Origin of the sequence: Streptomyces sp. NPDC051310, assembly GCF_044455245.1 — a bacterium.
In the GTDB taxonomy this organism is placed as follows: domain Bacteria; phylum Actinomycetota; class Actinomycetes; order Streptomycetales; family Streptomycetaceae; genus Streptomyces.
Map to the genome: position 1 here is coordinate 26,322 of NZ_JBITEO010000028.1, position 25,895 is coordinate 52,216.

The 25,895-nt window shown below is 72.8% G+C and carries 26 protein-coding genes; 6 read left to right on the top strand and 20 right to left on the bottom strand.

Going from position 1 to position 25,895, the window contains the following annotated elements; genetic code table 11:
• The first annotated feature begins 124 nt into the window (after positions 1-124).
• Complete coding sequence (locus tag ACIA79_RS29835) at positions 125-328, top strand: cold-shock protein (RefSeq protein WP_003967102.1); 204 nt, start codon at positions 125-127, stop codon at positions 326-328.
• Between the two features lie 125 nt (positions 329-453).
• Here the strand turns inward: ACIA79_RS29835 and ACIA79_RS29840 are convergent, their stop codons facing one another.
• The 14 genes from ACIA79_RS29840 to ACIA79_RS29905 form a co-directional block, all read right to left on the bottom strand.
• Positions 454-1,581 carry a CapA family protein gene (locus ACIA79_RS29840; protein ID WP_399431498.1) on the bottom strand — a complete coding sequence of 376 codons (1,128 nt, stop codon included), beginning with the start codon at positions 1,579-1,581 and terminating at the stop codon, positions 454-456.
• 9 nt (positions 1,582-1,590) lie between these two features.
• Entirely contained in the window at positions 1,591-2,334 is a 744-nt protein-coding gene (locus tag ACIA79_RS29845; protein ID WP_399431499.1) for a tyrosine-protein phosphatase, read from the bottom strand.
• An 18-nt stretch (positions 2,335-2,352) separates the two neighbouring features.
• Positions 2,353-3,504, bottom strand: a complete 1,152-nt coding sequence (locus ACIA79_RS29850) for an MFS transporter (RefSeq protein WP_399431562.1) — start codon at positions 3,502-3,504, stop codon at positions 2,353-2,355.
• A gap of 76 nt (positions 3,505-3,580) precedes the next feature.
• Entirely contained in the window at positions 3,581-4,180 is a 600-nt protein-coding gene (locus ACIA79_RS29855; protein ID WP_399431500.1) for a dihydrofolate reductase family protein, read from the bottom strand.
• Positions 4,181-4,332: 152 nt separating this feature from the next.
• Complete coding sequence (locus ACIA79_RS29860) at positions 4,333-5,118, bottom strand: hypothetical protein (RefSeq protein WP_399431501.1); 786 nt, start codon at positions 5,116-5,118, stop codon at positions 4,333-4,335.
• 840 nt (positions 5,119-5,958) lie between these two features.
• Entirely contained in the window at positions 5,959-6,576 is a 618-nt protein-coding gene (locus tag ACIA79_RS29865; protein ID WP_399431502.1) for a hypothetical protein, read from the bottom strand.
• A gap of 270 nt (positions 6,577-6,846) precedes the next feature.
• The gene (locus tag ACIA79_RS29870; RefSeq protein ID WP_399431503.1) at positions 6,847-7,506 is read right to left on the bottom strand and encodes a TetR/AcrR family transcriptional regulator; all 660 of its coding nucleotides are present in this window, start codon (positions 7,504-7,506) and stop codon (positions 6,847-6,849) included.
• Between the two features lie 123 nt (positions 7,507-7,629).
• Positions 7,630-8,979, bottom strand: coding sequence for a dicarboxylate/amino acid:cation symporter (locus ACIA79_RS29875; protein WP_399431504.1), 1,350 nt, complete (start codon positions 8,977-8,979; stop codon positions 7,630-7,632).
• 347 nt (positions 8,980-9,326) lie between these two features.
• Positions 9,327-9,581 carry a DUF4229 domain-containing protein gene (locus ACIA79_RS29880; RefSeq protein WP_399431563.1) on the bottom strand — a complete coding sequence of 85 codons (255 nt, stop codon included), beginning with the start codon at positions 9,579-9,581 and terminating at the stop codon, positions 9,327-9,329.
• Between the two features lie 112 nt (positions 9,582-9,693).
• A complete protein-coding gene (locus tag ACIA79_RS29885) occupies positions 9,694-10,221 on the bottom strand; it encodes a GNAT family N-acetyltransferase (RefSeq protein WP_399431505.1) in 528 nt (175 codons plus the stop codon).
• 19 nt (positions 10,222-10,240) lie between these two features.
• Positions 10,241-10,894 (bottom strand): UdgX family uracil-DNA binding protein, encoded by a 654-nt coding sequence (locus ACIA79_RS29890; RefSeq protein ID WP_399431506.1) that lies wholly within the window; start codon positions 10,892-10,894, stop codon positions 10,241-10,243.
• A 53-nt stretch (positions 10,895-10,947) separates the two neighbouring features.
• On the bottom strand, positions 10,948-12,111 hold the full coding sequence (gene mqnE, locus ACIA79_RS29895; protein WP_399431507.1) for an aminofutalosine synthase MqnE: 1,164 nt from the start codon (positions 12,109-12,111) through the stop codon (positions 10,948-10,950).
• A 92-nt stretch (positions 12,112-12,203) separates the two neighbouring features.
• Positions 12,204-12,659, bottom strand: a complete 456-nt coding sequence (locus tag ACIA79_RS29900) for an Lrp/AsnC family transcriptional regulator (RefSeq protein ID WP_031077173.1) — start codon at positions 12,657-12,659, stop codon at positions 12,204-12,206.
• A gap of 110 nt (positions 12,660-12,769) precedes the next feature.
• Positions 12,770-13,435 (bottom strand): UbiX family flavin prenyltransferase, encoded by a 666-nt coding sequence (locus ACIA79_RS29905; protein WP_399431508.1) that lies wholly within the window; start codon positions 13,433-13,435, stop codon positions 12,770-12,772.
• Positions 13,436-13,529: 94 nt separating this feature from the next.
• On the opposite strand from ACIA79_RS29905, the gene ACIA79_RS29910 reads away from it, so the two are divergent.
• Positions 13,530-14,150: a rhomboid family intramembrane serine protease gene (locus tag ACIA79_RS29910; RefSeq protein WP_399431509.1), complete on the top strand. Its 621-nt coding sequence runs from the start codon at positions 13,530-13,532 to the stop codon at positions 14,148-14,150.
• A 22-nt stretch (positions 14,151-14,172) separates the two neighbouring features.
• On the opposite strand, the gene mqnP is transcribed toward ACIA79_RS29910, so the two are convergent.
• Genes mqnP through ACIA79_RS29925 form a run of 3 tightly spaced genes read right to left on the bottom strand, consistent with a single transcriptional unit; the run spans position 14,173 to position 17,011 of the window.
• The gene (gene mqnP, locus ACIA79_RS29915; protein ID WP_399431510.1) at positions 14,173-15,093 is read right to left on the bottom strand and encodes a menaquinone biosynthesis prenyltransferase MqnP; all 921 of its coding nucleotides are present in this window, start codon (positions 15,091-15,093) and stop codon (positions 14,173-14,175) included.
• The gene (locus tag ACIA79_RS29920; RefSeq protein WP_399431511.1) at positions 15,093-15,563 is read right to left on the bottom strand and encodes a hypothetical protein; all 471 of its coding nucleotides are present in this window, start codon (positions 15,561-15,563) and stop codon (positions 15,093-15,095) included. The genes mqnP and ACIA79_RS29920 overlap by 1 nt, the downstream gene beginning before the upstream one ends.
• A complete protein-coding gene (locus ACIA79_RS29925; protein WP_399431512.1) occupies positions 15,560-17,011 on the bottom strand; it encodes a menaquinone biosynthesis decarboxylase in 1,452 nt (483 codons plus the stop codon). The genes ACIA79_RS29920 and ACIA79_RS29925 overlap by 4 nt, the downstream gene beginning before the upstream one ends.
• A gap of 89 nt (positions 17,012-17,100) precedes the next feature.
• Between ACIA79_RS29925 and ACIA79_RS29930 the strand changes: the two genes are divergently transcribed.
• From ACIA79_RS29930 to ACIA79_RS29945, 4 genes are all read left to right on the top strand, one after another.
• Entirely contained in the window at positions 17,101-17,496 is a 396-nt protein-coding gene (locus tag ACIA79_RS29930) for a PLD nuclease N-terminal domain-containing protein (RefSeq protein ID WP_399431513.1), read from the top strand.
• A 220-nt stretch (positions 17,497-17,716) separates the two neighbouring features.
• Positions 17,717-19,780 carry a hypothetical protein gene (locus ACIA79_RS29935; protein WP_399431514.1) on the top strand — a complete coding sequence of 688 codons (2,064 nt, stop codon included), beginning with the start codon at positions 17,717-17,719 and terminating at the stop codon, positions 19,778-19,780.
• A gap of 6 nt (positions 19,781-19,786) precedes the next feature.
• Positions 19,787-21,337, top strand: coding sequence for a hypothetical protein (locus ACIA79_RS29940; protein WP_399431515.1), 1,551 nt, complete (start codon positions 19,787-19,789; stop codon positions 21,335-21,337).
• 146 nt (positions 21,338-21,483) lie between these two features.
• Entirely contained in the window at positions 21,484-22,374 is an 891-nt protein-coding gene (locus ACIA79_RS29945; RefSeq protein WP_399431516.1) for an SDR family oxidoreductase, read from the top strand.
• A gap of 17 nt (positions 22,375-22,391) precedes the next feature.
• Here ACIA79_RS29945 and ACIA79_RS29950 read toward each other — a convergent pair whose 3' ends face one another.
• Genes ACIA79_RS29950 through ACIA79_RS29960 form a run of 3 tightly spaced genes read right to left on the bottom strand, consistent with a single transcriptional unit; the run spans position 22,392 to position 25,890 of the window.
• Entirely contained in the window at positions 22,392-22,904 is a 513-nt protein-coding gene (locus ACIA79_RS29950; protein WP_399431517.1) for an SRPBCC domain-containing protein, read from the bottom strand.
• A 59-nt stretch (positions 22,905-22,963) separates the two neighbouring features.
• Positions 22,964-24,049 (bottom strand): c-type cytochrome biogenesis protein CcsB, encoded by a 1,086-nt coding sequence (gene ccsB / locus ACIA79_RS29955; RefSeq protein ID WP_399431518.1) that lies wholly within the window; start codon positions 24,047-24,049, stop codon positions 22,964-22,966.
• Entirely contained in the window at positions 24,046-25,890 is a 1,845-nt protein-coding gene (locus ACIA79_RS29960) for a cytochrome c biogenesis protein ResB (RefSeq protein WP_399431519.1), read from the bottom strand. Before ACIA79_RS29960 ends, ccsB begins: the two co-directional genes overlap by 4 nt.
• Positions 25,891-25,895 lie beyond the last annotated feature (5 nt).

Here is a 25,895-nt window from a genome sequence, read left to right on the forward strand (position 1 = left end):
AGTTGCAGTTTGGTTTCCCTTGCAGTACAGAGCCTGCGGAGCATGTAACCCGCAGGCTTTTGTAGTTTTCAGACTTGTTTGCAGGTTCTGGAGCAGGGCAACCCTTTGGCCCATAGGAGGGCTTATGGCTACCGGAACCGTCAAGTGGTTCAACGCTGAAAAGGGCTTCGGCTTCATCGCCCAGGACGGCGGCGGCCCGGATGTCTTCGTCCACTACTCCGCGATCAACGCCTCTGGTTTCCGCTCCCTCGAGGAGAACCAGGTCGTGAACTTCGACGTCACCCAGGGTCCGAAGGGCCCGCAGGCGGAGAACGTCACCCCGGCCTAGTTGCCCGGGTCGGCGATCGCGCACGACTTAGCAGTACCCCAAGGAGCCTTTTCCCTCGGCCCCACGGCCGCGGGAAAGGGCTCCTGCCTTTGTGCGCGGCCGCCGCCGGCCGCGAGCCCCTCGCTTCAGGGGCCGGCCGACACCAGCGCCCCGTCCGGGGCCGGACCGACCCGGACGCCGTACCCCCGGCTGACCCGGTCGAGGGTGGCGCGCAGCCAGGCGTGGTCCGCGGGCGAGGCGGGCCCGAGACGCAGACGGCGCGACCGAAGGACCGGCATGCGCAGCCCGGTGAGGCGGCCGGTGCCCGGCTCCACGGAGACGAAGTACAGCGTGCGCAGGTCGCCGCGGTACTGCTCGTAGCCGGTGATGCCCTCGTAGTCGTCCACGAAGTCGCCGCAGCCGTACAGGATCAGCTTGCCCCGGTACAGCTCCAGTGGCCGCGGGTGGTGCGACGAGTGGCCGTGCACGACGTCCACGCCGCCGTCGGCCAGGGCGTGCGCGAAGCGGGTCTGACCGCGCGGGACGCCGTAGCCCCAGTTGGAACCCCAGTGGACGGACGCGACGACCACGTCGCCCGGCCGCTTCTCGTCGCGTACGCGGCGGACGACCGCCGCGGCGGCGGCATCGGACGGCTCGGGGAGCCAGGCCACGCCCGGCCGGTCCGGTCCGGCGGCCCACTCCCCCGGCACGCCGCTGGACGGCATCCCGAACGAGAACACCAGCACCCGGCCGCCCCGCGCCAGCGGGACCGCCGCGGGCCGCCACGCCTCCTCGGCGTCCCGCCCGGCGCCGGCGCCGCGCAGCCCGCCGTCCGCGAGCACGTCGAGGGTCTCCCGCAGGCCCCGCCGCCCGAAGTCCAGCACGTGGTTGTTGGCGAGGGCGCACACGTCGGGCCGGGCGGCGGCGAGGCAGGGCAGGTTGCCGGGGTGCATGCGGTACAGGACGGGCTTGCCCCCGGCGCGGTCGTCGCTGCGCGTGACGGCGGTCTCCAGGTTGATCACGCGGGCGTCGGGCGCGGCCCCGTCGAGCAGCGCCAGCGCGTCACCCCAGGGCCAGGTCCAGTCGACCGGGCGGGGGACGGGGCCGTTCACCGCTTCGGCGAGCTCGACGTAGGCGCGGGCGTCCCGGATGTACTCCTCCCACAGGGTGGGGTCCCCGGGGTGGGGCAGGATCTGGTCGACGCCGCGCCCGAGCATCACGTCGCCGCAGAGGAACAGCGTCACCGGCTCCGGCGTGACCGGGTCCCCGCGCATGCCTCCACGCTACCGCCGCGGTGCGCTGCCGAGGAGGTTCGCCCGCAACGCCGCGACCAGGGAGTCGTCCACCCCCAGCAGCTCGGCGGCATAGCCGCGCACCGACCCGTACCGCTCGTTCAGGCCGTCCAGGAACAGCCGCATCACCGCGGCGGGCGCGGTCCCGTAGCCGGGCCAGGTGAGCTCGCGGCCGGGGTGGGCCGCCCGCCAGTCGGCGACCAGCCGTTCGGTGGCGAACCGCGTGAGGGTGAAGTCCTCCACGATGTCGTCCTCGGGGACGCCCAGCAGCCCCAGGACCAGCGCGGCCAGCAGGCCGGTGCGGTCCTTGCCGGACGCGCAGTGGAAGACCGCCGGCCGGTCGTGCGCGCCGGCGATCACGTCGAGGGCCAGGCGCAGCTCCTTCACGCCGTCGTGGGCGACCTCCAGATAGCGCTCGGCGAGGTACGGGCCGGTCTCGGTACCGGGACCGAGCGCTGCCTGGTCGTACGGGCGGTGCTCGATGCTCAGGTGGTGGTACGTGAGGGAGGGGTGCTCGGGTACGCGCCCCTTGGCGGCGATCTCCCAGTCGTACCGCAGGTCGATGACGGTCCCGATGCCGAGCTCCAGGAACCTGTCCCAGTCGTCGCCGCGGAGTTTGCCGAGCGAGTCGGCGCGGAACAGCCTGCCCCACCGGACGGTGCGGCCGTCCGTGGTGCGGTACCCGCCCAAGTCGCGGAAGTTGTGCAGGAGTTCGAAGCTCAGATGTCGGTTCACACGGGCAGCCTAGGCACCTCAGGGGCGGCTGCGCCGCAGCAGGTGGCGGGCCAGGCCCAGGCCGGCCAGGAGGGCGACGAGCGCGCTCACGCCCGGCCAGCCCACGTGGGTGTACGCGCGCGTGGCGGCCCACGAGCCGAAGCCGCCGCCGAGGAACGCGCACACCATGTAGGCGGTGTTGAGGCGGCTGCGCGCCTCGGGGCGCAGGGCCCAGATCCGCACCTGGTTCGCCACCATGCCGGACTGCATCGCGACGTCGAGGAGCAGCGTGCCCAGCGCCAGGGCCGCCAGGCCGGCCGCCCCGCCGAGGCCGCCCGCGGCGAGGACGGCGGCGGAGACGAGGACGGCGAGGAAGCAGGCGAGGTTGACCGCGTCGGGGCCCCGGCGGTCGATCCGGCGCCCGGCGGCCGGGGTGGCCAGCATGGTGGCGACGTTGACGAGCGCCAGCACACCGACGGACTGGGCGCCGAACCCGTAGACCGGTCCCGTCAGCAGCAGCGCCGCGCCGGTCCACACGGCGGTGAACGCGCCGAAGACCGTCGCCTGGTAGAGGCAGGAGCGGCGCAGCTCCGGCTCGTCCCGCAGCAGGCGCAGCGTGGCGGCGAGCAGCCGCGGGTACGGCTGGCGCACCGCGGGCGCGGTCGTCGGCAGGGTGCGGGCCAGCACCGCCGCGAGGGTCAGGGAGGCGGCCGCGGCGAGCACGTAGGGCGCCCGCCAGCCCAGCCACTCGCCGAGCGCCCCGCCGGCCGCCCGGGAGAGCAGCATGCCGCCGATGGAGCCCGCCAGCAGCGTGCCGGTGACGGCCCCGCGCCGCTCCTCCGGCACCAGGCCGGCCGCCATGGGTCCGACGAGGGGCGCGACGACGGTGGTGACGCCGATCAGCGCGCTCAGCCCGGCGAGCGCCGCCGGCCCCGGCGCGGCGCTCGCCGCGAGCAGGCCCGCGCCGGTGGTGACGAGGAGCGTGGTGATCAGGGGGCGGGGCGGCACGCGGTCGCCGAGCGGTACGAGGAGGAAGATGCCGGCCGCGTACCCGAACTGCGCCGCCGTCACGACGAGCGCGGCCGTGCCGGCCGGTACGCCCAGGCCGGCGGCGACGAGGGGGACGACGGCCTGCGGGAAGTAGAGGTTGCCGACCGCCACTCCGCAGGCGACGGCCAGGAGGAGCACCATGGGCCTGCTCAGGGCGGCCTGTTTCTCGGTCAGCACCGCCCTAAGATCACCCGGCGGCGGGCCGTCGCACAATCGTTCAAGCCGGGCGCACCCGGTAGCGCAGGTGCGTCACGTCCGTGCCCTCGGCGAGCGAGACGGGCCCCTCCAGCTCGTACGGCGCGCCTTCGAGGTCCGTGAAGAACGGTGTCCCGCCGCCGAGCAGCACCGGCACCAGATCGATGCCGACCTCGTCCAGGAGCCCCGCGTCGAGGCACTGCTGGGCGATGGTGCCCGCGTTGACGCCGACGTTCCCGTCCCCGGCGAGCTCGCGCGCCAGCGCGACGGCGGCCTCCACCCCCTCGGTGACGAAGTGGAACGGCGCGCCGTCGCGGGGCCAGCCGTCCGGTACCGCGTGGGTGACCACGACGACGGGCACGCCCATCGGGTGATTGCCGCCCCACCCGTCGGTCAGGTCGAACAGCTTCCGCCCGACGACCAGCGCCCCGGTCTCCCGCACCAGCCGCCGCCAGTGCGTGGCGCTCACCTCGGTGAGCCGGAAGGTCAGCTCGGGGTGGGTGGTCCGGACGGTCACGTCACCGTTCCCGTACCACTTGAACAGCTTGTCGAAGCCCGACTCGCCGGGGCCGGAGATGTACCCGTCGAGGGACATGCTGGCGCCGGTGTACACCTTGGTCATGGTGCTGCTCCTTCGGTTGGTCGTCCGGAGGACGGACCGGCGCCGCGGGCGGAACTCATCGGTGCCGCCGGCTCCCAGCGCGGGGAAGGCCCCCGCGACCTCGCCGCGGGGGCCTTCCGCACGGGGCCGGGGCCCGGCCCGGCCGTGCGCCGTCACTCCTTGGGAACGGTCCCCGTGCACTGGGAGAACGGCTTCTGCTCCACGCACCCGAACAGCGGACTCCACGCGCTGCTCGTGTCGGCAGCGCCCGCGGACACCGTGTCGGCGCAAGACTGTTCCGTCACGCCCCACAGGGATCCGTCCGCCCAGCCGACCTCGCGGGTCCGGTTCTCCACCGAGGTGAGGCAGGCGGCCGGCGCCTTGAGACGCTTGAGCTCCTCGACGAACTGCCGGTGCTCCGGATCCGTGACGGAGCCGTGCAGCCGGTCCAGCTTCCCCTTGGCCCGGTTCCGCTCCTTGGAGTCGGGGCTCTGCAACGACTTCACCGAGGCGAAGTTCTCCTCCAGGACCTTCCTGACCCTCTTCTCCTCCTGGGGCTTCTCCGGCCTGGACTGCGGGGCGTGAAGGGCCATCAGTCCAGCGCTGGCCGACTCCAGGTGTGCGAGAGTGAGGGCGCGCGTCTTCCGCGGCATGCCCGGCGCATCGAGCCCCTTCATCGTGTCGGCATAATCCGATGCGCGCAGCGAGTACCACCGCCTGGTGTTCGAAACCGCGACCTTCTCGTCCACGGCTCCTCTCAGCGCCTCGGTCATGCCCGCCACGATCGTGGTGAGCTGAGCCTTCTCCTCCGGTGCCGTGCCAGGGTCCTGAATGGTCCTCAGCGTCGAGGCCATCTGCGTGAGGACCCTGTCGAAACGGGCCTTGTCCTCCGGCGGCGTACTGGGGTCCTTGAGCGCGGCCTGCACCTTCGCCAGCGTGTCGCCGAGTCCGTCCTTCACCTCCTCCTGCACGTCGAGCTCGGCGATCCCGTTCCGGAGGTCCTTCTCCTCCTCGGGGGTCAGCTTCGGCTGTGAAGCCGGGGGGCTGTCGGGCGGCGGTGGGGGAGGCGGATCCGGCGGATCCGGCGGCGGCGGGGGAGGCGGATCAGCAGGATCCGGCGGATCCGGCGGCGGCGGGGGAGGCGGATCGACAGGATCCGGCGGCGGCGGGGGAGGCGGATCGACAGGATCCGGCGGCGGCGGGGGAGGCGGATCGACAGGATCCGGCGGCGGGGAGGGCTGGGCGGCCAAGGAGGCGACGGACCCGGTGACGGCGCCGCCGGGCGCGGCCACGGCGGAGGTGACGCCTGCCGGCAGTGCCAGCGCGGCCAGGAAGGAGGTACCGACGAAGCGGGAAAGGCGGCGCCGGGCGGTTTTCGGCATGAGGGTTCCAGGTGCGCTCTGTGGTGTGCTGCGGTGCCCCGTCGGCCGGCGCGGCCCCGCGGCCGCCCCGGGGACACCGGAGTCATGGCTCGACGGTGCGCGGGCTTGCAGAAACCACCTTCACCCGGCCGGGTGGCTCCCGCAACCGGGCGCCCCGGCGGACCGCAGCCCCTCGCACGCGGGCGCCCCCGCGGACCGCGGTCCCTCGCACGCGGGCGCCCCGGCGGACCGCGCCCCCCGCACGTGCCGGGACGGTGTCCGTGGGGGCGCAACCCCTCGGCGTTGCGGTGACGGGCGTCCGGCGTAGCGTGGATCGTGTTCCCGGGGCGTACTCAAGGAGCCGCGCCATGGTCACCGCCACGATCGCGTCCGTCCTCGGCCCCCCCGCTTGCGCCCGCCGCCGCGGCCGGCGGCCCGTCAGGAGGACGGGCGCCTGACCACCAGCATGGCGACCTCGAACTCCTCCAGCGACCGCACGGTGGCCCGGGCCTTGGAGTTGGCGTCACCGCGCAGGGCCGCCGCGGGGGCCCGGGAGGCCGCGAGGCTGTCGCGGTCGGCCCAGACCGCGCCCACGGTGCCGCGCCCGCCGGCGCGGTCGATGAGCAGCGAGCCGCCGAGGAAGCCCCGCATGGCCTGGAGCCTGGGCAGGGCGCCGTTCTCGAAGGCGTCGACCAGGAGGTCCGCGTCGGAGGGCGTGAACTCCATCCGGACCAGCCGGAAGCACGCGCCCTCGCCGACCGACTCGGGTCGTGAGGCGACCGCCACCTCCCAGTTGTCGACCGCCACCGTCGTCGCGAACGGCGCGAGCATCCGGGAGCGCAGCTCCGCCATGCGTTCGGCGCCGGCCCGCAGGGCCTCCTCGTCCGCCCACCACGTCCCGGTCAGCAGCTTGCCGAGCTCCCGGTCCACGAACAGCCCCGCCCCCCGGAAGCCGGCTTCCTCCTCCAGCCGCTCCCGGCCCTCCGTGGTCAGCGCCTGCACGGCCTGGTCGAGCGTGGCCGGATCACCTGTCGCGTAAGTCGTCCGTACGAACATGGCTCCATGCGACGCCCGGTCCGTACGGCGGGCAAGGCGGCGTGCCCATTCGGGTGAGGCCCCGGGGACTCACCCGGCCCTCGCACGGCGCCCCGGGATCGCCGTCACGCCCCGGCCGCCCGCCGCGCAGGCCGGGACGAGGCCCCGCGCTTCCAGCCGCGCGGCGTCGCGTTGGGACAGGCCCCGCCGAGGGGACGTGTCAGCCGCCGCGGCGCCGACGCAGGCCCCGCCGAGGAAACGTTTCAGCCGCGTGGCCAAGGGACCGGCGCCTCACCGGTTCGGTGCGTTCGGTGCCCAGCGCTGCCCGTCCATGAGGTTCCCGAGCCCCGTCCAGGCGAAGTTCATCAGCGTCGCCGCGGCCTCCTTCGCGCCGACCTCCGGCGTCTCGTTCGCCCAGCCGGCGAGCGACTCCGCCGCGCCGACCAGTGCCTGGGCGAGGCCCGCCACGTCGCGGTCGCCGAAGGACGGGTCCTGCTGCGCCTCGCGCGCCGCCGCGCCGATCAGTTCCGTGACGAACGCCGCGATGTCGTCGCGCATCGCCGCCACCTCCGCGGCGAACGGCTCGCCGTGCGTGCGTGCCTGCCGGTGCAGGATCGCCCAGCCGTCCGGGTTCTCGGCGGTGTGCGTGAAGAACGCCGTCAGGCCCGCCCACAGCTGCCGGTCGGCCGGCAGCCCCGGCCGGACCGCGGCGCGGACGGCGGCGACCAGCGCGGCGGCCTCCCGCCGGATGCACGCGGTGAAGAGCTCCTCCTTGGAGTTCAGGTACAGGTACACCAACGGCTTGGACACGCCCGCCAGTTCGGCGATCTCGTCCATGGACGCCGCCCGGTAGCCCCGCTGACCGAAGGTCCGTACCGCCGCGTCCATCATCTGCTGCTCGCGCACGGCCCGCGGCATCCGCTTCGGCTTCGCACCCGCTCCCGTGCTCATCACGGCCCCTACCTCCTACCCTTCGGTAGCCACACAGCCTAGGGGGTGCGGGCGCACACGCCGGTGCCCCCGGCCCCCCTCGCGTACGAGGGCGGCCGGAGGCACCGGCGGGGACGGAGAGGGTCAGGCGGTGGCCGGCACGGACACCTTCTGCTCGGCCTCGCGCACGCCGTACGCCTCGTCCTCCTCGTCGACCGGGGAGGCCGTGGCGGCGTTGTACGCGTCGAGGTCGAGGATCTTCTCGCGGGCGGCGACGACGACCGGGACCAGTGCCTGGCCGGCGACGTTGGTGGCCGTGCGCATCATGTCCAGGATCGGGTCGATCGCCATCAGCAGGCCCACGCCCTCCAGCGGCAGGCCCAGCGTGGAGAGGGTCAGCGTCAGCATGACCGTCGCCCCGGTCAGACCGGCCGTGGCCGCGGAGCCGATGACCGAGACGAAGGCGATGAGCAGGTAGTCGCCGATGCCCAGCTGGACGTCGAAGATCTGCGCGATGAAGATCGCGGCGAGCGCCGGGTAGATCGCGGCGCAGCCGTCCATCTTCGTCGTGGCGCCGAACGGGACGGCGAAGGAGGTGTACTCCTTCGGCACGCCGAGGCGCTCGGTGACCTTGACCGTCACCGGCATGGTGCCCACCGACGAGCGGGAGACGAACGCGAGCTGGATGGCCGGCCAGGCGCCCTTGAAGAACTGCAGCGGGTTGAGCTTGGCGACGGTCGCCAGCAGCAGCGGGTAGACGCCGAACAGCACCAGGGCGCAGCCGATGTAGACGTCGGCGGTGAAGGTGGCGTACTTGCCGATGAGGTCCCAGCCGTAGTCGGCGATCGCGTAGCCGATGAGGCCGACGGTGCCGAGCGGCGCGAGGCGGATGACCCACCACAGGGCCTTCTGGAGCAGCTCCAGCACGGACTCGCTGAGCGTGAGGACCGGCTGGGCCCGGTCGCCCAGCTTCAGGGCGGCGATACCGGCGACGGCGGCCATGAAGACGATCTGCAGGACGTTCAGCTCGGTGAACGGCGTGATGACGTCCGTCGGGACGATTCCTGTGAGGAAGTCGAGCCAGGAACCCGCGTGTTCGGGCTTCTCGCCGTCCTTCGGCGTCAGGCCGGTCCCGGCGCCCGGGTTCGTGAGCAGGCCGATCGTGAGGCCGATGGCCACGGCGATCAGCGACGTGATCATGAACCAGAGCAGGGTGCGGCCGGCGAGGCGGGCGGCGTTGTTCACCTTCCGCAGGTTGGTGATCGACACCAGGATGGCGAAGAAGACCAGCGGTGCGACGGCCAGCTTCAGCAGCTGCACGAAGATGTGGCCGACCTTGTCGAGCGTGGTGTACAGCCACTGCACGTCATAGGTGCGGGTGACCCAGCCGAGGACGACGCCGAGGACGAGACCGGCGACGATCTGGGCCCAGAAGGGGACCTTGGGGACGGATATGCGGCGGGCGGGCTTCTCGGTGCTCGCGGACGCGGACACGGACACACTCCAGTGAGGGCGTATCGGGAAATACGGGACAGGATGGGGTGGGTGCGGCGCACGCGCGCTTCAGGCGGCGCCGCTGCATGATGCCGGGTCAGACCTCGCGGCAACAGACCGCGGACATACAGCGGCACAAGTCGACATGCAGGCGCGCCACGAGCGGGAGGCTCATGGCTCCACGGGGGCGCACAGCTGTCTTCACGCCGAACACGTTAACACTTGTACTTTGAGACCCTCAAAGCACTTCTTTGGGTCGAGCAGCCCGTGAACGCCAACACCCCCGTGCGAAGCGCGGCTTCGGCACGGGGGTGCGGACGGGCTGTGGGCCACGTCACTGCGTCAGGTCACTGCGCGGTGGCGTCCTCCTGGGACCGGTTGGCCTCCAGGCGCGCCTTCACGCCGTCGACCTTCGGCGCGATCTGCGCGGACATCGCGTCCCGCTGCTTGCGCAGCAGGACGAAGCTGAGGGGCGCCGAGATGACGATCGAGAGCAGCAGGACCCACAGCAGGTTGGAGTCACCGAGCCCTCGCGGCAGCACTCCGGCGTACACCAGGCCCCACAGGGCGAAGAAGCAGCCGGCGAAGATGCCGAAGCGCATGAGGGTGTAGCGGATGGTGGCGCTCGTCCAGGCGGCAGCGGACACGGCGGGCCTTCCTTCTTCCTGTTCGCTCGGTTGCCCGTCCAGTGAAGCACGTGCCGTTTGGATCATTTCAGGGGGTGAGCGGCAGATACATGATGATGTCGTCCCGGTCGTCACCCTCCGCGACCCGGATCGCGCCCGGGATGCGCCCGACCTCCTTGTACCCGCAGGAGGCGTAGAACCGGTCGACGCCGGTGCCGCCGCGGCAGGTGAGCCGTATCGCCTCGATCCCGCCGAAGCCGCGCACGGCCGCCTCGGTGGCGGCCATCAGGTCCCGCCCGTACCCCTTGCCCTGGTGGCGGGGGTGCACCATCACCGTGTAGAGCCACACCCAGTGGGTCATCAGCCGGTGCGTGTTGTACGTGATGAAGGCGGTGGCGGCGACGGAGCCGTCCTCGTCGAAACCGGCCAGCAGCCGTGTGCGGCCCTCGTCGAGGGCGACGAGGTGCTTGACCCACTCCGGGCGGACGTCGTCGGGGACCACCGGGGGGACGAAGCCGACGGAGCCGCCCGCGTTGGAGACGTCCGTCCACAGGCGGAGGACGCCGTCGCGCAGGGCGGTGTCGATACGCGGGTCGAGGGCGAAGGTCAGCGGCATGCCCCCGACGGTAGACGACTCACTCCAGGGCCCGGGCGGCCATCCGCAGGTCGGACACCAGCCCCGCGTAGACCGCCTCGCGGTCGTCGGCGCGCAGCACGGCGGAGGGGTGGACGGTGGCCAGCAGGCTCTCGCCGCGGTCCTCGTACGGCAGGAGCATGCCGCGCTGCCTGGTCACCCGGAAGCCCGAGCCGAGCAGCGCCTTCCCGGCGGTCGCGCCGAGCGCGACGATGATCTCCGGGTCGACGAGCCGCACCTCCGCGTCCAGCCACGGCTTGCAGGCGCTCATCTCCCGCAGGCTGGGCGCCTTGTGGATGCGGCGCTTGCCCCGCTCGGGCACGATCTCGAACTTGAAGTGCTTGACGGCGTTGGTGGTGTACGTGTCACCAGGGTCGATCCCGGCCTCGGCCAGCGCCCGGGCCAGCACCTTGCCCGCGGGCCCGACGAACGGCGCGCCCTGCCGGTCCTCCTGGTCGCCCGGCTGCTCGCCGACGAGCAGCACCCGGGCGTGCGCGTTGCCCGCGCCGAACACGGTCCGCGTGGCGTCGCGGTGCAGCGGGCAGCCCCGGCACCCGGCGGCGGCCTCGCGCAGCGCCTCGATGCCGCCGCGCCCGGGCACGAAGGGCTCGGCTGTGTACGCGTCCTCCGGGGCGGTCCCCGTACGGCCGGCCATGCGCCCCGGGTACCCACCCGGGGCACGGACGAACGGGCCGGAGCTCCGCCGTGTCAGACGCGCATCGGCTGCGGCGTCTCCCGGCGGCCGGCGTCCGGGCCCGGGTACTCGCGGATGATCTCGTAGCGCGTGTTGCGCTCCACGGGGCGGAAGCCGGCGTCGCGGATCAGCTCCAGCAGGTCCTCGCGGCTGAGCTTGTTCGGCGTGCCGTAGTTGTCGGCGTCGTGCGTGATCTTGTACTCGACGACCGAGCCGTCCATGTCGTCGGCGCCGTGCTGGAGCGCGAGCTGCGCGGTCTGCACGCCGTGCATGACCCAGAAGACCTTGACGTGCGGGACGTTGTCGAAGAGGAGCCGCGAGACCGCGAAGGTCTTCAGCGCCTCCGCGCCGGTCGCCATGGTGGTGCGGGCCTGCAGGCGGTTGCGGATCTTGCCGTCCTGCATGTCGACGAAGTCGTGCTGGTACCGCAGCGGGATGAAGACCTGGAAGCCGCCGGTCTCGTCCTGGAGCTCACGCAGCCGCAGCACGTGGTCCACGCGGTGGCGGGGCTCCTCGATGTGGCCGTACAGCATCGTGCACGGGGTCTTCAGACCCTTCTCGTGCGCGAGCCGGTGGATCCGCGACCAGTCCTCCCAGTGGGTGCGGTGATCCACGATGTGCTGGCGCACTTCCCAGTCGAAGATCTCCGCGCCGCCGCCGGTCAGCGACTCCAGGCCGGCCTCGATCAGCTCGTCGAGGATCTCGGAGGCGGACAGCCCGGAGATGGTCTCGAAGTGGTGGATCTCGGTCGCCGTGAACGCCTTCAGGGAGACGTTCGGCAGGGCCTTCTTCAGCTCGCTGAGCGAGCGGGGGTAGTAGCGCCACGGCAGGTTCGGATGCAGCCCGTTGACGATGTGCAGCTCGGTGAGGTTGTCGTTCTCCATCGCCTTGGCGAGGCGGACGGCCTCCTCGATGCGCATGGTGTACGCGTCCTTCTCGCCCGGCTTGCGCTGGAACGAGCAGTACGCGCACGAGGCCGTGCACACGTTCGTCATGTTGAGGTGCCGGTTGACGTTGAAGTGCACGACGTCGCCGTTCTTGCGCGTGCGCACCTCGTGGGCGAGACCGCCGAGCCAGGCCAGGTCGTCCGACTCGTAGAGGGCGATGCCGTCCTCGCGGGTCAGCCGCTCCCCGGACCGGACCTTCTCCTCCAGCTCGCGCTTGAGCCCCGCGTCCATGTCAGGCCGCCTCCCATACGTGTGTCAATCGGGCCTGCCCCACCGTACTCCCCCGCCTCGCACGGGCGGCCGGAGCCCCGTCCGACCGGGCGTCAGGCCTCCTCGGGCAGGTCCCCGACCCGGTTCTCCCACTTCGTGGACAGCACGATGGTGGTCCGCGTACGGGACACGCCCTTCGTGCCCGACAGCCGCCGGATCGTCTTCTCCAGGCCGTCCACGTCGGTCGCCCGCACCTTGAGCATGTACGAGTCGTCGCCCGCGATGAACCAGCAGTCCTCGATCTCCGCGAGGTCCCGCAGCCGGCGCGCGACGTCCTCGTGGTCGGCGGCGTCCGAGAGCGAGATGCCGATCAGTGCCGTGACGCCCAGGCCGAGGGAGGCGGAGTCGACGGTGGCGCGGTAGCCGGTGATGACGCCCGCCGCCTCCAGGCGGTTGATGCGGTCGGTGACGGAGGGCCCGGAGAGCCCGACCAGCCGGCCGAGCTCGGCGTACGAGGCCCTGCCGTTCTCCCGCAGGGCCTGGATGAGCTGCCTATCCACGGCGTCCATATGCCTGAAGCCTTCCATCTGTCCAGCGAAACCGCGCGTTTGAGTGTCAATCTAAGGCATGCGGGGTCGGCGCCCCGCACCACATCTTTCCGGAGCGCCGCGAGGCGTCGTCATTCGTTCCGGGAGCCCCCGAGCTCCCCCTTCCAGCGGCGGTACAGCCCGTGCGGCACGCCCGCCGCGTCCAGCACCCGCCCGGCGACGAAGTCCACCAGGTCCTGGATGTGGGTCGCGCCCGCGTAGAACGCCGGCGACGCCGGCAGGACCACCGCGCCCGCCTCGTCCAGCGCCACCAGCTGCTTCAGCGTCTGCCCGCTCAGCGGGGTCTCCCGCACCGCCACCACCAGCGGGCGCCGCTCCTTCAGCGTCACGCTCGCCGCCCGCTGCAGCAGGTCCTTCGACAGGCCCAGCGCCACCCCGGCCACGGCCGCGGTGGAGGCGGGCACGATCAGCATCCCCTTGACCGGGTACGAACCCGACGACGGCCCCGCGGCCAGGTCGCCGGCCGCCCAGTACCGCACGTCGTCCACCCGCACGGGGAACGTGCCGGGCTTGCCGTCGGCACCCCGCGCCAGCCACTCCCCCAGGTCCTCGCGCCAGTGCGCGTCGCGGAAGGCGATCCCGGTCTCGTCGAGCAGCGTCAGCCGCGACGCCCGGGACACCACGAGGTCCACGCTCTCGCCCGCCGCGAGCAGCCCCCGCAACACCGCGGCGGCGTACGGCGTCCCCGACGCCCCGGACACCCCGACGACCCACGGAACGCGCTTGCCGACAGTCATGCGCCCGAGCCTATCCGGCCCGGCGGGCGGGGAACCGGGGAAGGTGACCGGACGTTTCCCGAGGTGGGAGCACACCACACCGCAGGGAGCCGCGATGACGGGGACGACGGGTCGCGATACCGCGGCACGCGACGGCGCCGGCCGGGTCAGGGCGGCCGCGCAGCTGATGGTCGCCTGGGTGGCCCTGCTGTGGGTGCTGGAGGCCGTGGACCTGGCGACCGGCCACGCCCTGGACGGGTACGGCATCAGTCCGCGGCAGGTCACCGAGCTGCGCGACATCGTCCCCGCGGCGTTCCTGCACTACGGCTTCGGCCACGTCGCGGCGAACACCGTGCCGCTGCTGGTCTTCGGCTTCCTGGCGGCCCTGGGCGGCATCCGCCGCTTCCTGGCCGTCGCCGCGCTGATCGTCGTCGTCGACGGCCTGGGCGTGTGGCTGGTCTCCCCGCCGTACAGCGTCACGGCGGGAGCGTCGGGACTGGTCTTCGGCCTCTTCGGCTACCTGGTGGTCCGCGGTTTCGTGGACCGCAAGGCGCTGGACATCGGTGTGGGTCTGCTGATCGGCGCCGTCTGGGGCAGCACGATCCTGCTCGGCATATCCCCCACCCAGTCCGGCGTGAGCTGGCAGGGCCACCTCTTCGGCCTGGTGGCGGGCGTGGCGGCGGCCTTCGTCTTCCGCCGCCGCACCCGCCGGGCACCGGCGCTCACGCCGGGCTGACGCCCCGGGCCGGCGCCTTCCGTCAGACCGTGAGCCCGCGCACCAGCAGGTCGATCAGCGCACACACGAAGAGGCTGATCCCGATGAAGCCGTTCGTCGTGAAGAACGCCCGGTTCAGGCGGGACAGGTCGTGCGGCCGGACGATGGTGTGCTCGTAGACGAAGGCGACGGCCACGACGGCCAGGCCCGCCCAGAAGAAGGCACCGGCGTCCGTGAGCAGGGCGTACCAGACCAGCAGCCCGGTCGTCACGACGTGGCACGCCCGCGCTCCGTACAGCGCCGCCGGGATGCCGAAGCGGGCCGGGACCGACAGCACGCCGTGGGCGCGGTCGGCCTGGACGTCCTGGCAGGCGAAGATCAGGTCGAAGCCGCCGATCCAGACGCCGACGGCGAGCCCCAGGACGACCGCGTCCCAGGACCAGGCCCCGGTGACCGCGAGCCAGGCGCCGACCGGGCCGATGGCCTGGGCGAGGCCGAGGATGGCGTGCGGGTAGTGGGTGAAGCGCTTGCCGTATGGATAGACCACCATCGGCACGACGGCGAGCGGCGCGAGCGCCAGGCACAGCGGGTTCAGCAGGGCCGCCGCGCCCAGGAAGACCGCCAGCGCCACCAGCGCCCCGGTCCAGGCCGAGCGCACGGACACCGCTCCGGTGACCAGCTCGCGTCCCGCGGTGCGCGGGTTACGCGCGTCGATCTCCCGGTCGATGATCCGGTTGCAGGCCATGGCGAAGGTCCGCAGGCCCACCATCGCGACCGTGACCAGCAGCAGGGTCGCCCAGTCGATGGTCCGGTCGAGCTCGTGCATCGCGGTGAGGGAGGCGATGTACGCGAACGGCAGCGCGAAGACCGAGTGCTCGATCATCACCAGCCGCAGGAACGCCTTCACCTTGCCGGTGGAGCGCGGCGCGGGGCCGGAACCGACGACCCCGTCCGAGGTCGTCATCACGCGAGGCTCCCGAGGAACGCGTCGAGGTCGGCCAGCAGCCCGGCGGTGGGCACGGGGCCCGTCTCGGCCGTCCACGTCGTGTCCGGGTCGTCGGGCGGGGTGACGCGCGCCGTGAAGGCGTACGCGTCCGCGCCCGCCGGGCGGGCGTCCAGGCTCAGCACGGCGCCGCCGTCGACGGTGAACGGCCCGGACGCGGCGGCGAGTTCCGCGCGAAGCCGCTCGGCGAAGCCGGCGGGCTCCACGTCGCGCACACCGGGCAGCTCGAAGCCGTCGCCCTCACCGCCGGTCTCGACCATGACCATCCAGGTGTCCCCGGGGCCGGCGAACTCCTCCGGCGTCACGCCCGCCTCGGCGGCGGCCGCCCGCACGCCCGGCTGGTCCGGGTCGAGTTCCGGGCGCACCAGCGCGACGTAGTCGGTGTCGGTGCCGATGAAGAGCGCCGGGCCGCCCATGGCGATGGGGCTCACAGGCCGTACTCCTTCCAGCGGCGGTCCACCAGGGCGGCCGTCGCCGGGTCGGACTCCACCATGTCCGGCCAGCCGCCGTCGCGGGTGTAGCCCTCCTCGGGCCACTTCTCGGTGGCGTCGATGCCCGCCTTGCCGCCCCAGAACTGCTGGTAGGAGGCGTGGTCCAGGTGGTCCACCGGGCCCTCGACGACCGTGAGGTCACGGGCGTAGTCGGTGTTGCCCAGCGCCCGCCAGGAGACCTCGTGCAGATCGCGGACGTCGCAGTCGGCGTCGACGATCACGATCAGCTTGGTCAGCGACATCATGTGCGCGCCCCAGATGGCGTGCATGACCTTCTGCGCGTGCTTGGGGTACTTCTTCTCGATCGAGACGATCGCGCAGTTGTGGAAGCCGCCCGACTCCGGCAGGTGGTAGTCCACGATGTCCGGCACGATGATCTTCAGCAGCGGCAGGAAGAAGCGTTCCGTCGCACGGCCCAGCGGTCCGTCCTCGGTGGGCGGGCGGCCGACCACGATCGACTGGAGCAGCGGACGCCTCCGCATCGTCACGCAGTCGATCGTCAGCGCCGGGAACGGCTCCTGCGGGGTGTAGAAGCCGGTGTGGTCGCCGAACGGCCCCTCGGGGAGCATCTCGCCCGGCTCCAGCCAGCCCTCCAGCACGACCTCGGCCTGCGCCGGCACCTGGAGCGGCACGGTCTTGCAGTCGACCATCTCGATCCGCTTGCCCTGGAGGAACCCGGCGAACAGGTACTCGTCGATGTCCTCGGGCAGCGGCGCGGTCGAGGCGTACGTCACGGCCGGCGGGGCGCCGAACGCGATGGCCACCGGCAGCCGCTCCCCGCGCCGCGCGGCGACCTGGTAGTGGTTGCGGCTGTCCTTGTGGATCTGCCAGTGCATGCCGATGGTGCGCCTGTCGTGGCGCTGGAGCCGGTACAGCCCGAGGTTGCGGATGCCGTTCTCGGGGTGCCTGGTGTGGGTCAGCCCCAGGTTGAAGAAGGACCCGCCGTCCTTGGGCCAGGTGAAGAGCGCTGGGAGCCGGTCCAGGTCCACGTCGTCACCGCGCAGCACGACCTCCTGCACGGGCGCGTCCTTGACCTTCTTCGGCGGCACGTGCGTCATCGCGCCCAGCTTGCCGAAGGCCTCCCGCACCCCCACGAAGCCGTGCGGCAGCTCGGGCTTCAGCAGCCCGGCGATCTTGGCGCTGATCTCGTCGTAGGACTTCAGGCCCAGTGCCTTCAGCAGCCGCCGGTCCGTCCCGAAGACGTTCATCGCGAGCGGCATGTCGGAGCCCTTGACGTTCTCGAAGAGGAGCGCCGGGCCACCGGACTTCTGGACCCGGTCGACGATCTCCCCGACCTCCAGATACGGGTCGACTTCGGCCTTGATGCGCTTGAGGTCGCCTTCGCGGTCCAGGGCCCTGAGCAGCGAGCGGAGATCGTCGTAAGCCATGGGGCCAAGTATCCGCCACCGGCTACCCTGGCCCTGTCACCGGGGCTGTCGAAACGCGGCCCGCCGAAGCTTCCAGGGGGCTGTCCCACATGCTCAGGGCACTGATGTACATCCTGCCGCTGGCGCTGACGATCTACGCGTTCATCGACTGCCTGAACACGCCGGAGGACGAGGCCAAGCACCTGCCGAAGGTGGCGTGGATCTTCATCATCCTCCTCTTCTGGGTCGTCGGCCCGATCGTCTGGTTCGCCGCCGGCAAGATGCGCCACGCCCCGGCAGGCGGCCGCACCCCCTCCGAACGGCACCGCAACCACCGCACGGAGTGGGTCGCCCCGGACGACAACCCCGAGTTCCTGAAGTCGCTGCGCGCGGAGAACGAGAAGGACGAGGCGCTCCTGAAGGACTGGGAGGCCGACCTGCGCCGCCGCGAGGAGGAGCTGAAGAAGCGCGAGCAGGACGGCGACGACGACCCGAAGAAGTCCTGAGCGGCACTCCGCCGGGACACCCCCGGCCGGGGCGGGCGGACCCCGGGACACGAACCTCCGCACATCGTCGTCCACGCGTCCGATGCCCGCACCGGCGCCTCGCGGACACCGACCGCTGCGCGGCACCACCCGTCTTGATGTGATCGGAACCTCGTGAGGCTCCCCGCAACCCACGGTTCATCAGTAACCTTGGCCTGACACTGAGTCACGGGGGGTGGCGGTGGACAGACAGCTGTACGGCCGTGAGGCGGTTCTCGAAGCGCACGGTCTCGCCGCACGCCTGACCGGGCTCACTCCGTACGGCTTCGCCAGGGCCGAGTACGAGCACGGCGACGACCCGCCGGTCACCGTGTTCACCGGCGGCCGCGGCATGGGCAAGACCGCGCTGCTCAAGCAGCTCCGCAACGCCTACCGCGGCGGCACCCCGCTCGCCCTGCTCGACTGCGCGCACATCGAGCCGCCCCTGGACCACGGACCCGGCTGGACCCCGCTCACCGGCGCGCTCGCCGAGCTCGCCGTACAGCTGTCGCCGAAGGTGCACGCGGCGAAGGCCGTGCAGTTCCCGCGGCTGTCCCTGGGGCTGGCGGCCGTGGCGGCCATCAGCTGGTCGCAGGAGGACGACGAGCGGGCCCGGCGCGACCTGCAGCGCCTCGGCCCGGTGCTGGCCACCGTCGACGAGGCCAAGGGCGCGGCCACGACCTGGGTGTCCAAGGTGCTGGCCAAGCTGGCCGCGACCGCCGCCGAGACGACCGCGCCGCTGGCCGGGCTCCTCGCGGAGGCGACGGTGGAGACGGTCCTGGAGGAGGTCTTCGGCCGCTACCAGCGCAAGTCCGAGTCCTGGTACGGCACGTACCGCAACGCGGGCGGCAACGGCAAGATAGGGCTCCACCAGCTCGCCGTCGACTTCGAACAGGGCGGGCGGCGCCGCGCCGAGGCCGAGGGCTTCCTGGTCGGCGCGCTCGTCGAGGACCTCCAGCGCGCCTACACGGGCCTGGTCCACCGCGGCACCCGGCGCGGCCGGCCGCTCCTGCTCCTCGACAACGCGCACGTGCCGCTCGGCCGCCGGCTCATCGAGCCCGTTTTGCGGGACCGCAGCGACGGCCGGCGCGACCAGCTCGTGGTCGTCGCCTCCTCCCGCGACCGCGGCCACGAGGGCCTGCGCCGCGCCACCCGCCTCAGGCTGCCGGAGGTCGCGCACCGGGCGCCCTGCCCCCGCGGCACCGACATCACCTCGGGGATCCTCGCCGTGGAACTCACACCGCTGAGCGCCGCCCACACCCGGGACGTCTTCGACCGGTACGACCCGGCCGGCCGCACCCCCGGCGAACTGCCCGGCGCCGTGCACCGGCTGACGGGCGGACGGCCCCTCGGCGTCGTCCTGCTGGGCCGGGCGGCCGGCGAGGCGCCCGCCCGCGAGCGCGGCCGGCTCACCCCGGCGGCGCTGCTGGACCTGACCGTCGAGCTCCGCGAGGACGCCCCCGCGGCGCCCGTCGCCGACACGCTCCTCGCCGCGCTCATGCCGGAGCTGCGCCCCGACGCGCCCGCGGTGCTCGCCGCCGCCCACGACGAGGAGTCCGCGCGGCTGCTGGCCCGCACCCGGCTGCGCGCCCAGTCCGTGGACGGGGACCCCGCCCTGCTGGTCCGCGACGCGCTGCGGGCGGACGGCTGGCCCACCGGGCCCGAGCACTTCGTCGCCGACCCGCTGCTGCGGGCCCTGCTCCTGCACCGGCTGCGGTTCCACGACGGCGACCGCCCCGCGTACGCCGCCTGGCGCGCCGTGTACGAGACGCTGCACCGGCACTACGGGCCGGACCCGACCCCGTACCGCCTCCAGCAGGAACTCGCCCTCGGCCGGACCGGGGAGGCGGTCACCTGGCTGGCGGCCCGGTTCCCGGAACCGGGCGTACGGGACTGGCTGGACCGGCTGCGCTTCATCGCCGCGGCGCCGTACCCGCGCGAGCAGCACCGCACCGGCCCCGACCCGCGCCGCGCCCTGGCCCTGGGCGAGGACCCGGGCGGGCCGCCGCCGAACGGGCTCGACGCGGACGCGGTGGCGCTGCACCTGTCCGTACGGCGGCTGCTGCACGCCGTGTGGCTGCTGACCGATCCGCTGGCCCTGCCCGACGACGAGGTCGTCGACAAACTGGCGCACGAGCTGCGCCGGCTCTCGGGCCGGCACCTGACCGGCCACAGTGCGCTCTGGGACGCGGCCACCCACTGGCCGAGGGACATCCGTGCCTGGCGGGCGCTGTCGGTGCCCCCCGGTGCGGGGGACGGAGCCTGACCCGCCATGGCGAACCCGCTGCGCTACCGCGTCTTCTACACCACCCGCCAGAAGATCGTCACCAGCGTCGTGGTGCTGGCCCTCCTCGCCTGGGGCGCCGTCACCGTGATCGACCGGGCGACGACCCCGGAGGACCGCTCCTGCGCCCCGGGGGTCGCCCGCCCGCAGGGCAGCGACGAGTGCGTGGGCGTCTCCGGCGACGGCCACGACTTCCGGGTCCCCGGGCTCACCGCCGTCGCCGCCGCCATCGCCCGCGAGAACGGCCGGCTGAAGGCGGGGGAGTACGCCACGGTGGCGCTCATGCTGCCGCTGACGTCCACCAGCGCCGGCATGCGGATCAAGGTGCTGCACGAGGTGCAGGGCGCCTACGCCCAGCAGTACCGCGCGAACCACGCGTCGAACGGCCAGGTCCCCCGCATCCGGCTGGTCCTCGCCAACACCGGCAACGGCAACGCCCACTGGCGCACCACGGTGGAGCAGCTCAAGGGCATGACCGGCGCCCCGCACCAGCTGCGCGCGGTCTCCGGCATCGCCACCAGCAGCGCGCCCGTCCGGGACGCCGTGACCGCGCTGACCTCGGCGCGCATCGCCGTCGTCGGCACCACCATCACCGCCGACGACCTCGCGAACAGCGCCACCTCCACCCCCTTCCCGGGCCTGGCGCGGGTCTCCCCCACCAACACCGACGAGGCCCGCGCCCTGGCGAACTTCGGCAAGGTGGACGCGGCGAAGGCGCTCCTGGTCCACGACACGCGCACCGGCGACTACTACACGGACACGCTCAGGCGGGCCTTCACCGCCCTGCTGAAGGACGTCCCCTACGAGCCGCAGCTGTTCACCTCGCCGGAGAACCAGACCGACGAGGGCACCACGGCCAACACCTTCCGCCGGATCACCGACCTCGTGTGCGACACCCGGGCGGAGACCCTGTTCTTCGCCGGACGCCACACCCAGCTGCGGCAGTTCATCAACGCGCTCGGCGCACGTGGCTGCGCGCACCGGAAGTTCACGCTGCTGACCGGTGACGAGGGCTCCTACCTCGGGGCCGACCGGCGGCTCGACCCGACCGCGCTCGACAACGGGGTGACCGTCCGGTACGCCGCCCTCGCGCACCCCGACGCCTGGCGGGCGGTCAAGGGCCGCCCGCTGCCGGCGACGGGCGGCTCGGCCGGCGCGTACGCCGAGTTCGAGCGGATGATGCGGACCGTGAGCGGCCCGGCGTACGGACCGGTGGGGCCGGTGGCGCTCGCGGACGGGCAGTCGATCATCGCGTACGACGCGATGGCCGCGGCCGTGCTCGCGATCCGGGAGGCGACGCCGGAGGGCGGGAAGCTGCCGCTGCTGGTGGACGTGGGGCGGCAGTGGCCGCAGGTGAAGGGCTCGCTGCGGGTGTCCGGGGCGAGCGGCTGGATCTGCCTGGACAACGCCGGCAACCCGTACAACAAGGCGGTACCGGTGGTGCAGCTGACCCGCGACGGCACACCCGAGTTCGTCCAGATCGCCTGGCCGGAGGAGAAGCCCCCGCCGGCCGACTGCCTGCCGCCGCGCCGGCCCTAGGCCGTGTTGCGTCGCGGGGCAGATGGGAATGTGACGACAGGGCCTAGGGGCCGGCCGCGGCCCCGGGCGGCCCGTCGCCGACGGGCCGCCCGGGCCGGGTGCCCGTAGCGTGGGTGAGGTATCCCCACCGCTGAGGGAGTCGCCGCATGACAGCGCAAGCGAACCCGCTCCGCGGCCGCACGGCGGTCGTGACCGGGGCGGCCCGGGGCCTGGGGGAGGCCCTCGCCGTGTGCCTGGCCGACCGCGGCGCCAAGGTGGCGCTGCTCGGGCGCGAGGAGGAGACGCTCGCCCGGGTCGGGGAACGGCTGCCGACCGAGTCGTGGTGCTGGGAGGTCGACGTCACCGACGAGGCGCGCATGGCGCGGGTCGCCGCCGAGGTCAGGGACCGGCTGGGCCCCCCGTCCGTGGTGGTGGCGAACGCCGGGCTCGCCGAGGGCGGACCGTTCGCGCAGTCGGACCCGGCCGTCTGGCGCCGTGTGGTCGAGGTCAACCTGGTGGGCAGCGCCGCCACCGCCCGCGCCCATCTGCCGGCGCTCTTCGAGACGTGCGGCTACTTCCTCCAGGTCGCCTCCCTCGCCTCCATCGGTGCCGCGCCGATGATGAGCGCGTACTGCGCCTCCAAGGCCGGTGCCGAGTCGTTCGCCCACTCCCTGCGCGCGGAGGTCGCCCACCGGCGGGTGGGGGTCGGCATCGCGTACATCAACTGGACCGACACCGACATGATCCGCGACGTCGACGCCCACGCGGTGCTGCGTGAGCTGCGCGGCCACATGCCCGCGCCCGCCCGCAAGGTGTACCCCGCGCCGTACGTGGCGGAGCGGCTGGTCCGCGCGGTGGAGCGGCGGCGTCCCGCGGTGTACGTGCCGTCCTGGCTGCGGGCGACGCAGCTCGTCCGGGCCGCCATGCCGCCCGTGGTCACGCTGCTCTCCCGCCGGGAGCTGCCCCGGCTCGCCGCCGTGCACCCCTTCGAGCCCACGGGCCTGCTGGGGGCGGGCGGCCTCGCCGACGCCTCGGCACCGCGCGGCACGGAACGCTGACCCCGGGGGGCTCCCGGTCAGGTCGCGCCGAAGTCGCGGGCCTCGTACCTGTCCCGCAGCTCCTGCCAGCGCTCCCGGGACCAGGACGACCAGTCGGCCGGCCTGCCGGCCAGCGCGTCGGCGAGGTACGTGAAGTGGTCGTGCCAGCCGGCCAGGCTGTCCAGCCGCCGGTCGTCGGTGCCCCGGAACTCGTTGACGAACCGCAGCACCGTGCCGTCCCCGGCGCCGCCGGGCTCCAGGTGCATCCGGATGCGGCCGTGCACGTCGACGGTGTACTCGGCGATGCGCTCGACGTCCCAGGCGGTGACCGTGCCGGTCGCCACCGTGCCGCTGTTGAGCCAGCGCAGGGTCACCGGGCCGCCGAGGTGCGGTTCCAGCATCTCGGCGTCGGCCAGCCAGCCGCGCAGGCCGCCGGGTGTCGAGACGGCGAGCCAGACGCGCTCCACGGGGTGCGCCAGCGGCACCGTGAACCGCACGGTGTGGGTGTCGCCGCGGGTCTCGGTCGTACCGGGAGGGATCGGATCGGCCATACCTCCAGCCTGGACCGGCCCCCCGGCGCGCGCGACCGCTGGGACTCCGCGGGTGCCGGTCAGACGCCCGCGTAGGAGTGCTTGCTGCTGACGAAGATGTTGACGCCGTAGTAGTTGAAGAGGAAGCAGGCGAAGGCGATCAGCGCGATGTACGCGGCCTTGCGGCCCTTCCAGCCGGCCGTGGCGCGGGCGTGCAGGTACGCGGCGTACGCGACCCAGGTGATGAACGACCACACCTCCTTGGCGTCCCACCCCCAGTAGCGGCCCCACGCGTCACCGGCCCAGATCGCGCCCGCGATGATCGTGAAGGTCCACAGCGGGAAGATCGCCGCGTTCACGCGGTACGCGAACTTGTCCAGGCTCGCGGCGGCCGGCAGCCGCTCCAGCACCGAGCGGGCGAAGGCGCTCGGCGTGCCGCCGTCCGCCAGCTTGCCCTCGTAGGAGTCGCGGAAGAGGTAGAGCAGGGTGGCGACGGCGCCCAGGTAGAAGACCGCCCCGCAGAAGATCGCGGTCGAGACGTGGATCCACAGCCAGTACGAGTGCAGGGCCGGGACGAGCTGGTCGCTCTCGGTGTAGAGCCAGGTGGTGGCGATGCCGAGGTCGAGGAGGACCGTGGTGACCAGGGGCAGGCCCATCCAGCGGACGTTCTTCCGCGCGACCAGGAAGCCGAGGTACGCGCCGACCGCCACCGTGGAGAAGGTGGTGGAGAACTCGTACATGTTGCCCCAGGGGGCCCGCTGCACCGACAGGGCGCGGGTGACGACACCGGCGGCCTCGACGAGGAAGGCGAGGGTGGTCAGGGAGACGGCGATCCGCCCGTACAGGTCGCCCTGCTCGTCCCCGCCGGCCGCGCCCGGCCCGTCCGGTACGTCACGGGCGCCCGCGGAGGCGCGGGTGACGACCTGCGGCTTGTCCAGGACCGCGGTGGCCCCGTCCCGCTGCCGCACCTGGACCTGCACCGCCGGCGCGGCGGCCGCGGGGCGGGCGGTCAGGGCCGCCGCCGTGCGGCCGACCTTGCTGCGGCTGCCGAAGACCCACTCGGCGATGTGGGCGAGGAAGGCCAGCGTGTAGACGGCCATGGACGAGTAGATGAGCACGTTGCTCATCTCCGCCAGGCTCTCGTTGGTCGCGGCGGCGAGATTCACTTCCCAGCCCCTTCGGCAGGTGCCTCTTCGGCTTCTTCGGGTTCTTCGGCTTCGTCGTGTCGACCGGCTTCGTCGTGTCGACCGGCTTCGTCGTGTCGACCGGCTTCGTCGTGCCGACCGGCTCGGGCGGCATCGTCGTGCCGGCCGGCTTCTCCGGCTCGGGCGGCGTCCCCGCCGGCCTCCTCCGCCGCGCCGGGCGCGGTCGGTGCCACGGCGTTGAGCGTGGCCGCGAGACCGGCCAGCTCCTCGGGGAGCTTCGCGGACTCGCTCCGCCCCAGCCCCGCCATCTCGACGACGGTCACGCCGTCGTCACCCCGTACGGCCCGGACCCACACCCGGCGGCGCTGGATGAACAGCGAGCCGACCAGTCCGGCGATCGCGGCGATCGCACCCGCGAGGGCGAGACCGTTGCCCGGCTGCTGCGAGACCTGGAAGCTGGCCCACTCCTTGATCTCCTTCTCGAAGGTGATCGAGCCCGCTCCGTCCGGCAGCGTCATGCTGTCGCCGGGCAGCAGCGTCTGCTTGAAGATGTCGCCCTTGGCGTCCTTGAACGGCTTCATCTTGCTGGTGTTCAGCTGGTACACGTTCTGCGGCATGCCGGCGTCGACGCGCAGGTCGCCGTGGTACGCGCTGAGGTTCAGCGCGGGGTAGACGAGGCCGGGGAACTGGCTGAACATCTGGCCGTGGCCCTTGCCCGCGTACGTCGGGACGAAGAAGGCGGGGAAGCCGAGCTGCACCTTCTTGCCGGTCTTGTCCCGGTAGCCGTCCATCACCTTGATGACGCCCGTGGAGGTGACGTTGTTGTCGATCGGCAGGAGCGGGACGGCGGCCTGGTAGACGATCTCGCCCTTGCCGTCCCGGACGGTGACGACCGGCGCGTACCCGTGCGAGATCAGGTAGACCTTCGAGCCGTCGATCTCCAGCGGCTCGTTGACCCGGATGACGCTCTTCTTCTCGGGACCGCCCGCCCGGGAGTACGTCACGTCCGCCTCGAAGGTGCGCGGGGTGCCCCGCTGCGGGCCGTCCGTCTCGTACGTACCGGTGAACCGGTCCAGGCTGAAGTGGAACGGCGCGAGGTCGTCCGCGCCGGCCAGCGAGCCGAACTTGATGTCGTCGTACTGGGTGAGGGTGTTGGAGAAGCCGTCGCCCTCGACGATCAGCTTGCCGCCCTCGGTCTTGAAGAGCTGGCCGGTGGCGAAGGCCACCAGCATGACGATGAGCGCGACGTGGAACAGCAGGTTGCCGACCTCGCGCAGGTAGCCCTTCTCGGCGGCGACGGCGTCACCGGTGGCGTGGGCGCGGAACCGCCGCTTCCGAAGCAGCGCCAGCGCCGCCTCCCGCACCTCCCCGGGCGCGGCGTCCGTGCGCCAGGTGGCGTACACCGGCATACGGGTCAGGCGCTTGGGGGCGGCCGGCGGGCGGCTGCGGAGCTGGCCGGCGAACTGCCAGGTGCGGGGCACGATGCAGCCGATGAGCGAGACGAACAGCAGGATGTAGATCGCCGAGAACCACACCGAGCTGTAGACGTCGAAGAGCTGCAGCTTGTCGTAGACCGGCGCGAGGACCTCGTGCTCCTCCTTGAAGGTGCGCACCTTCAGCTCGTCGGCGCTGTTCTGCGGGATCAGCGAGCCGGGGATGGCGCCGAGGGAGAGCAGGAAGAGCAGGATCAGCGCCACCCGCATGGAGGTCAGCTGGCGCCAGAACCAGCGGATCCATCCGAGGGGGCCGAGCACCGGGCCGCCAGGGCCGCTGAGCTCTTCGGTGGGGGCGGTCGACAGCTGCGACCCGGCGTCCGCCACGTCCCGCTCGGTGTCCCGCCCGGACGTCTCTGTCTTGCTCATGGAAC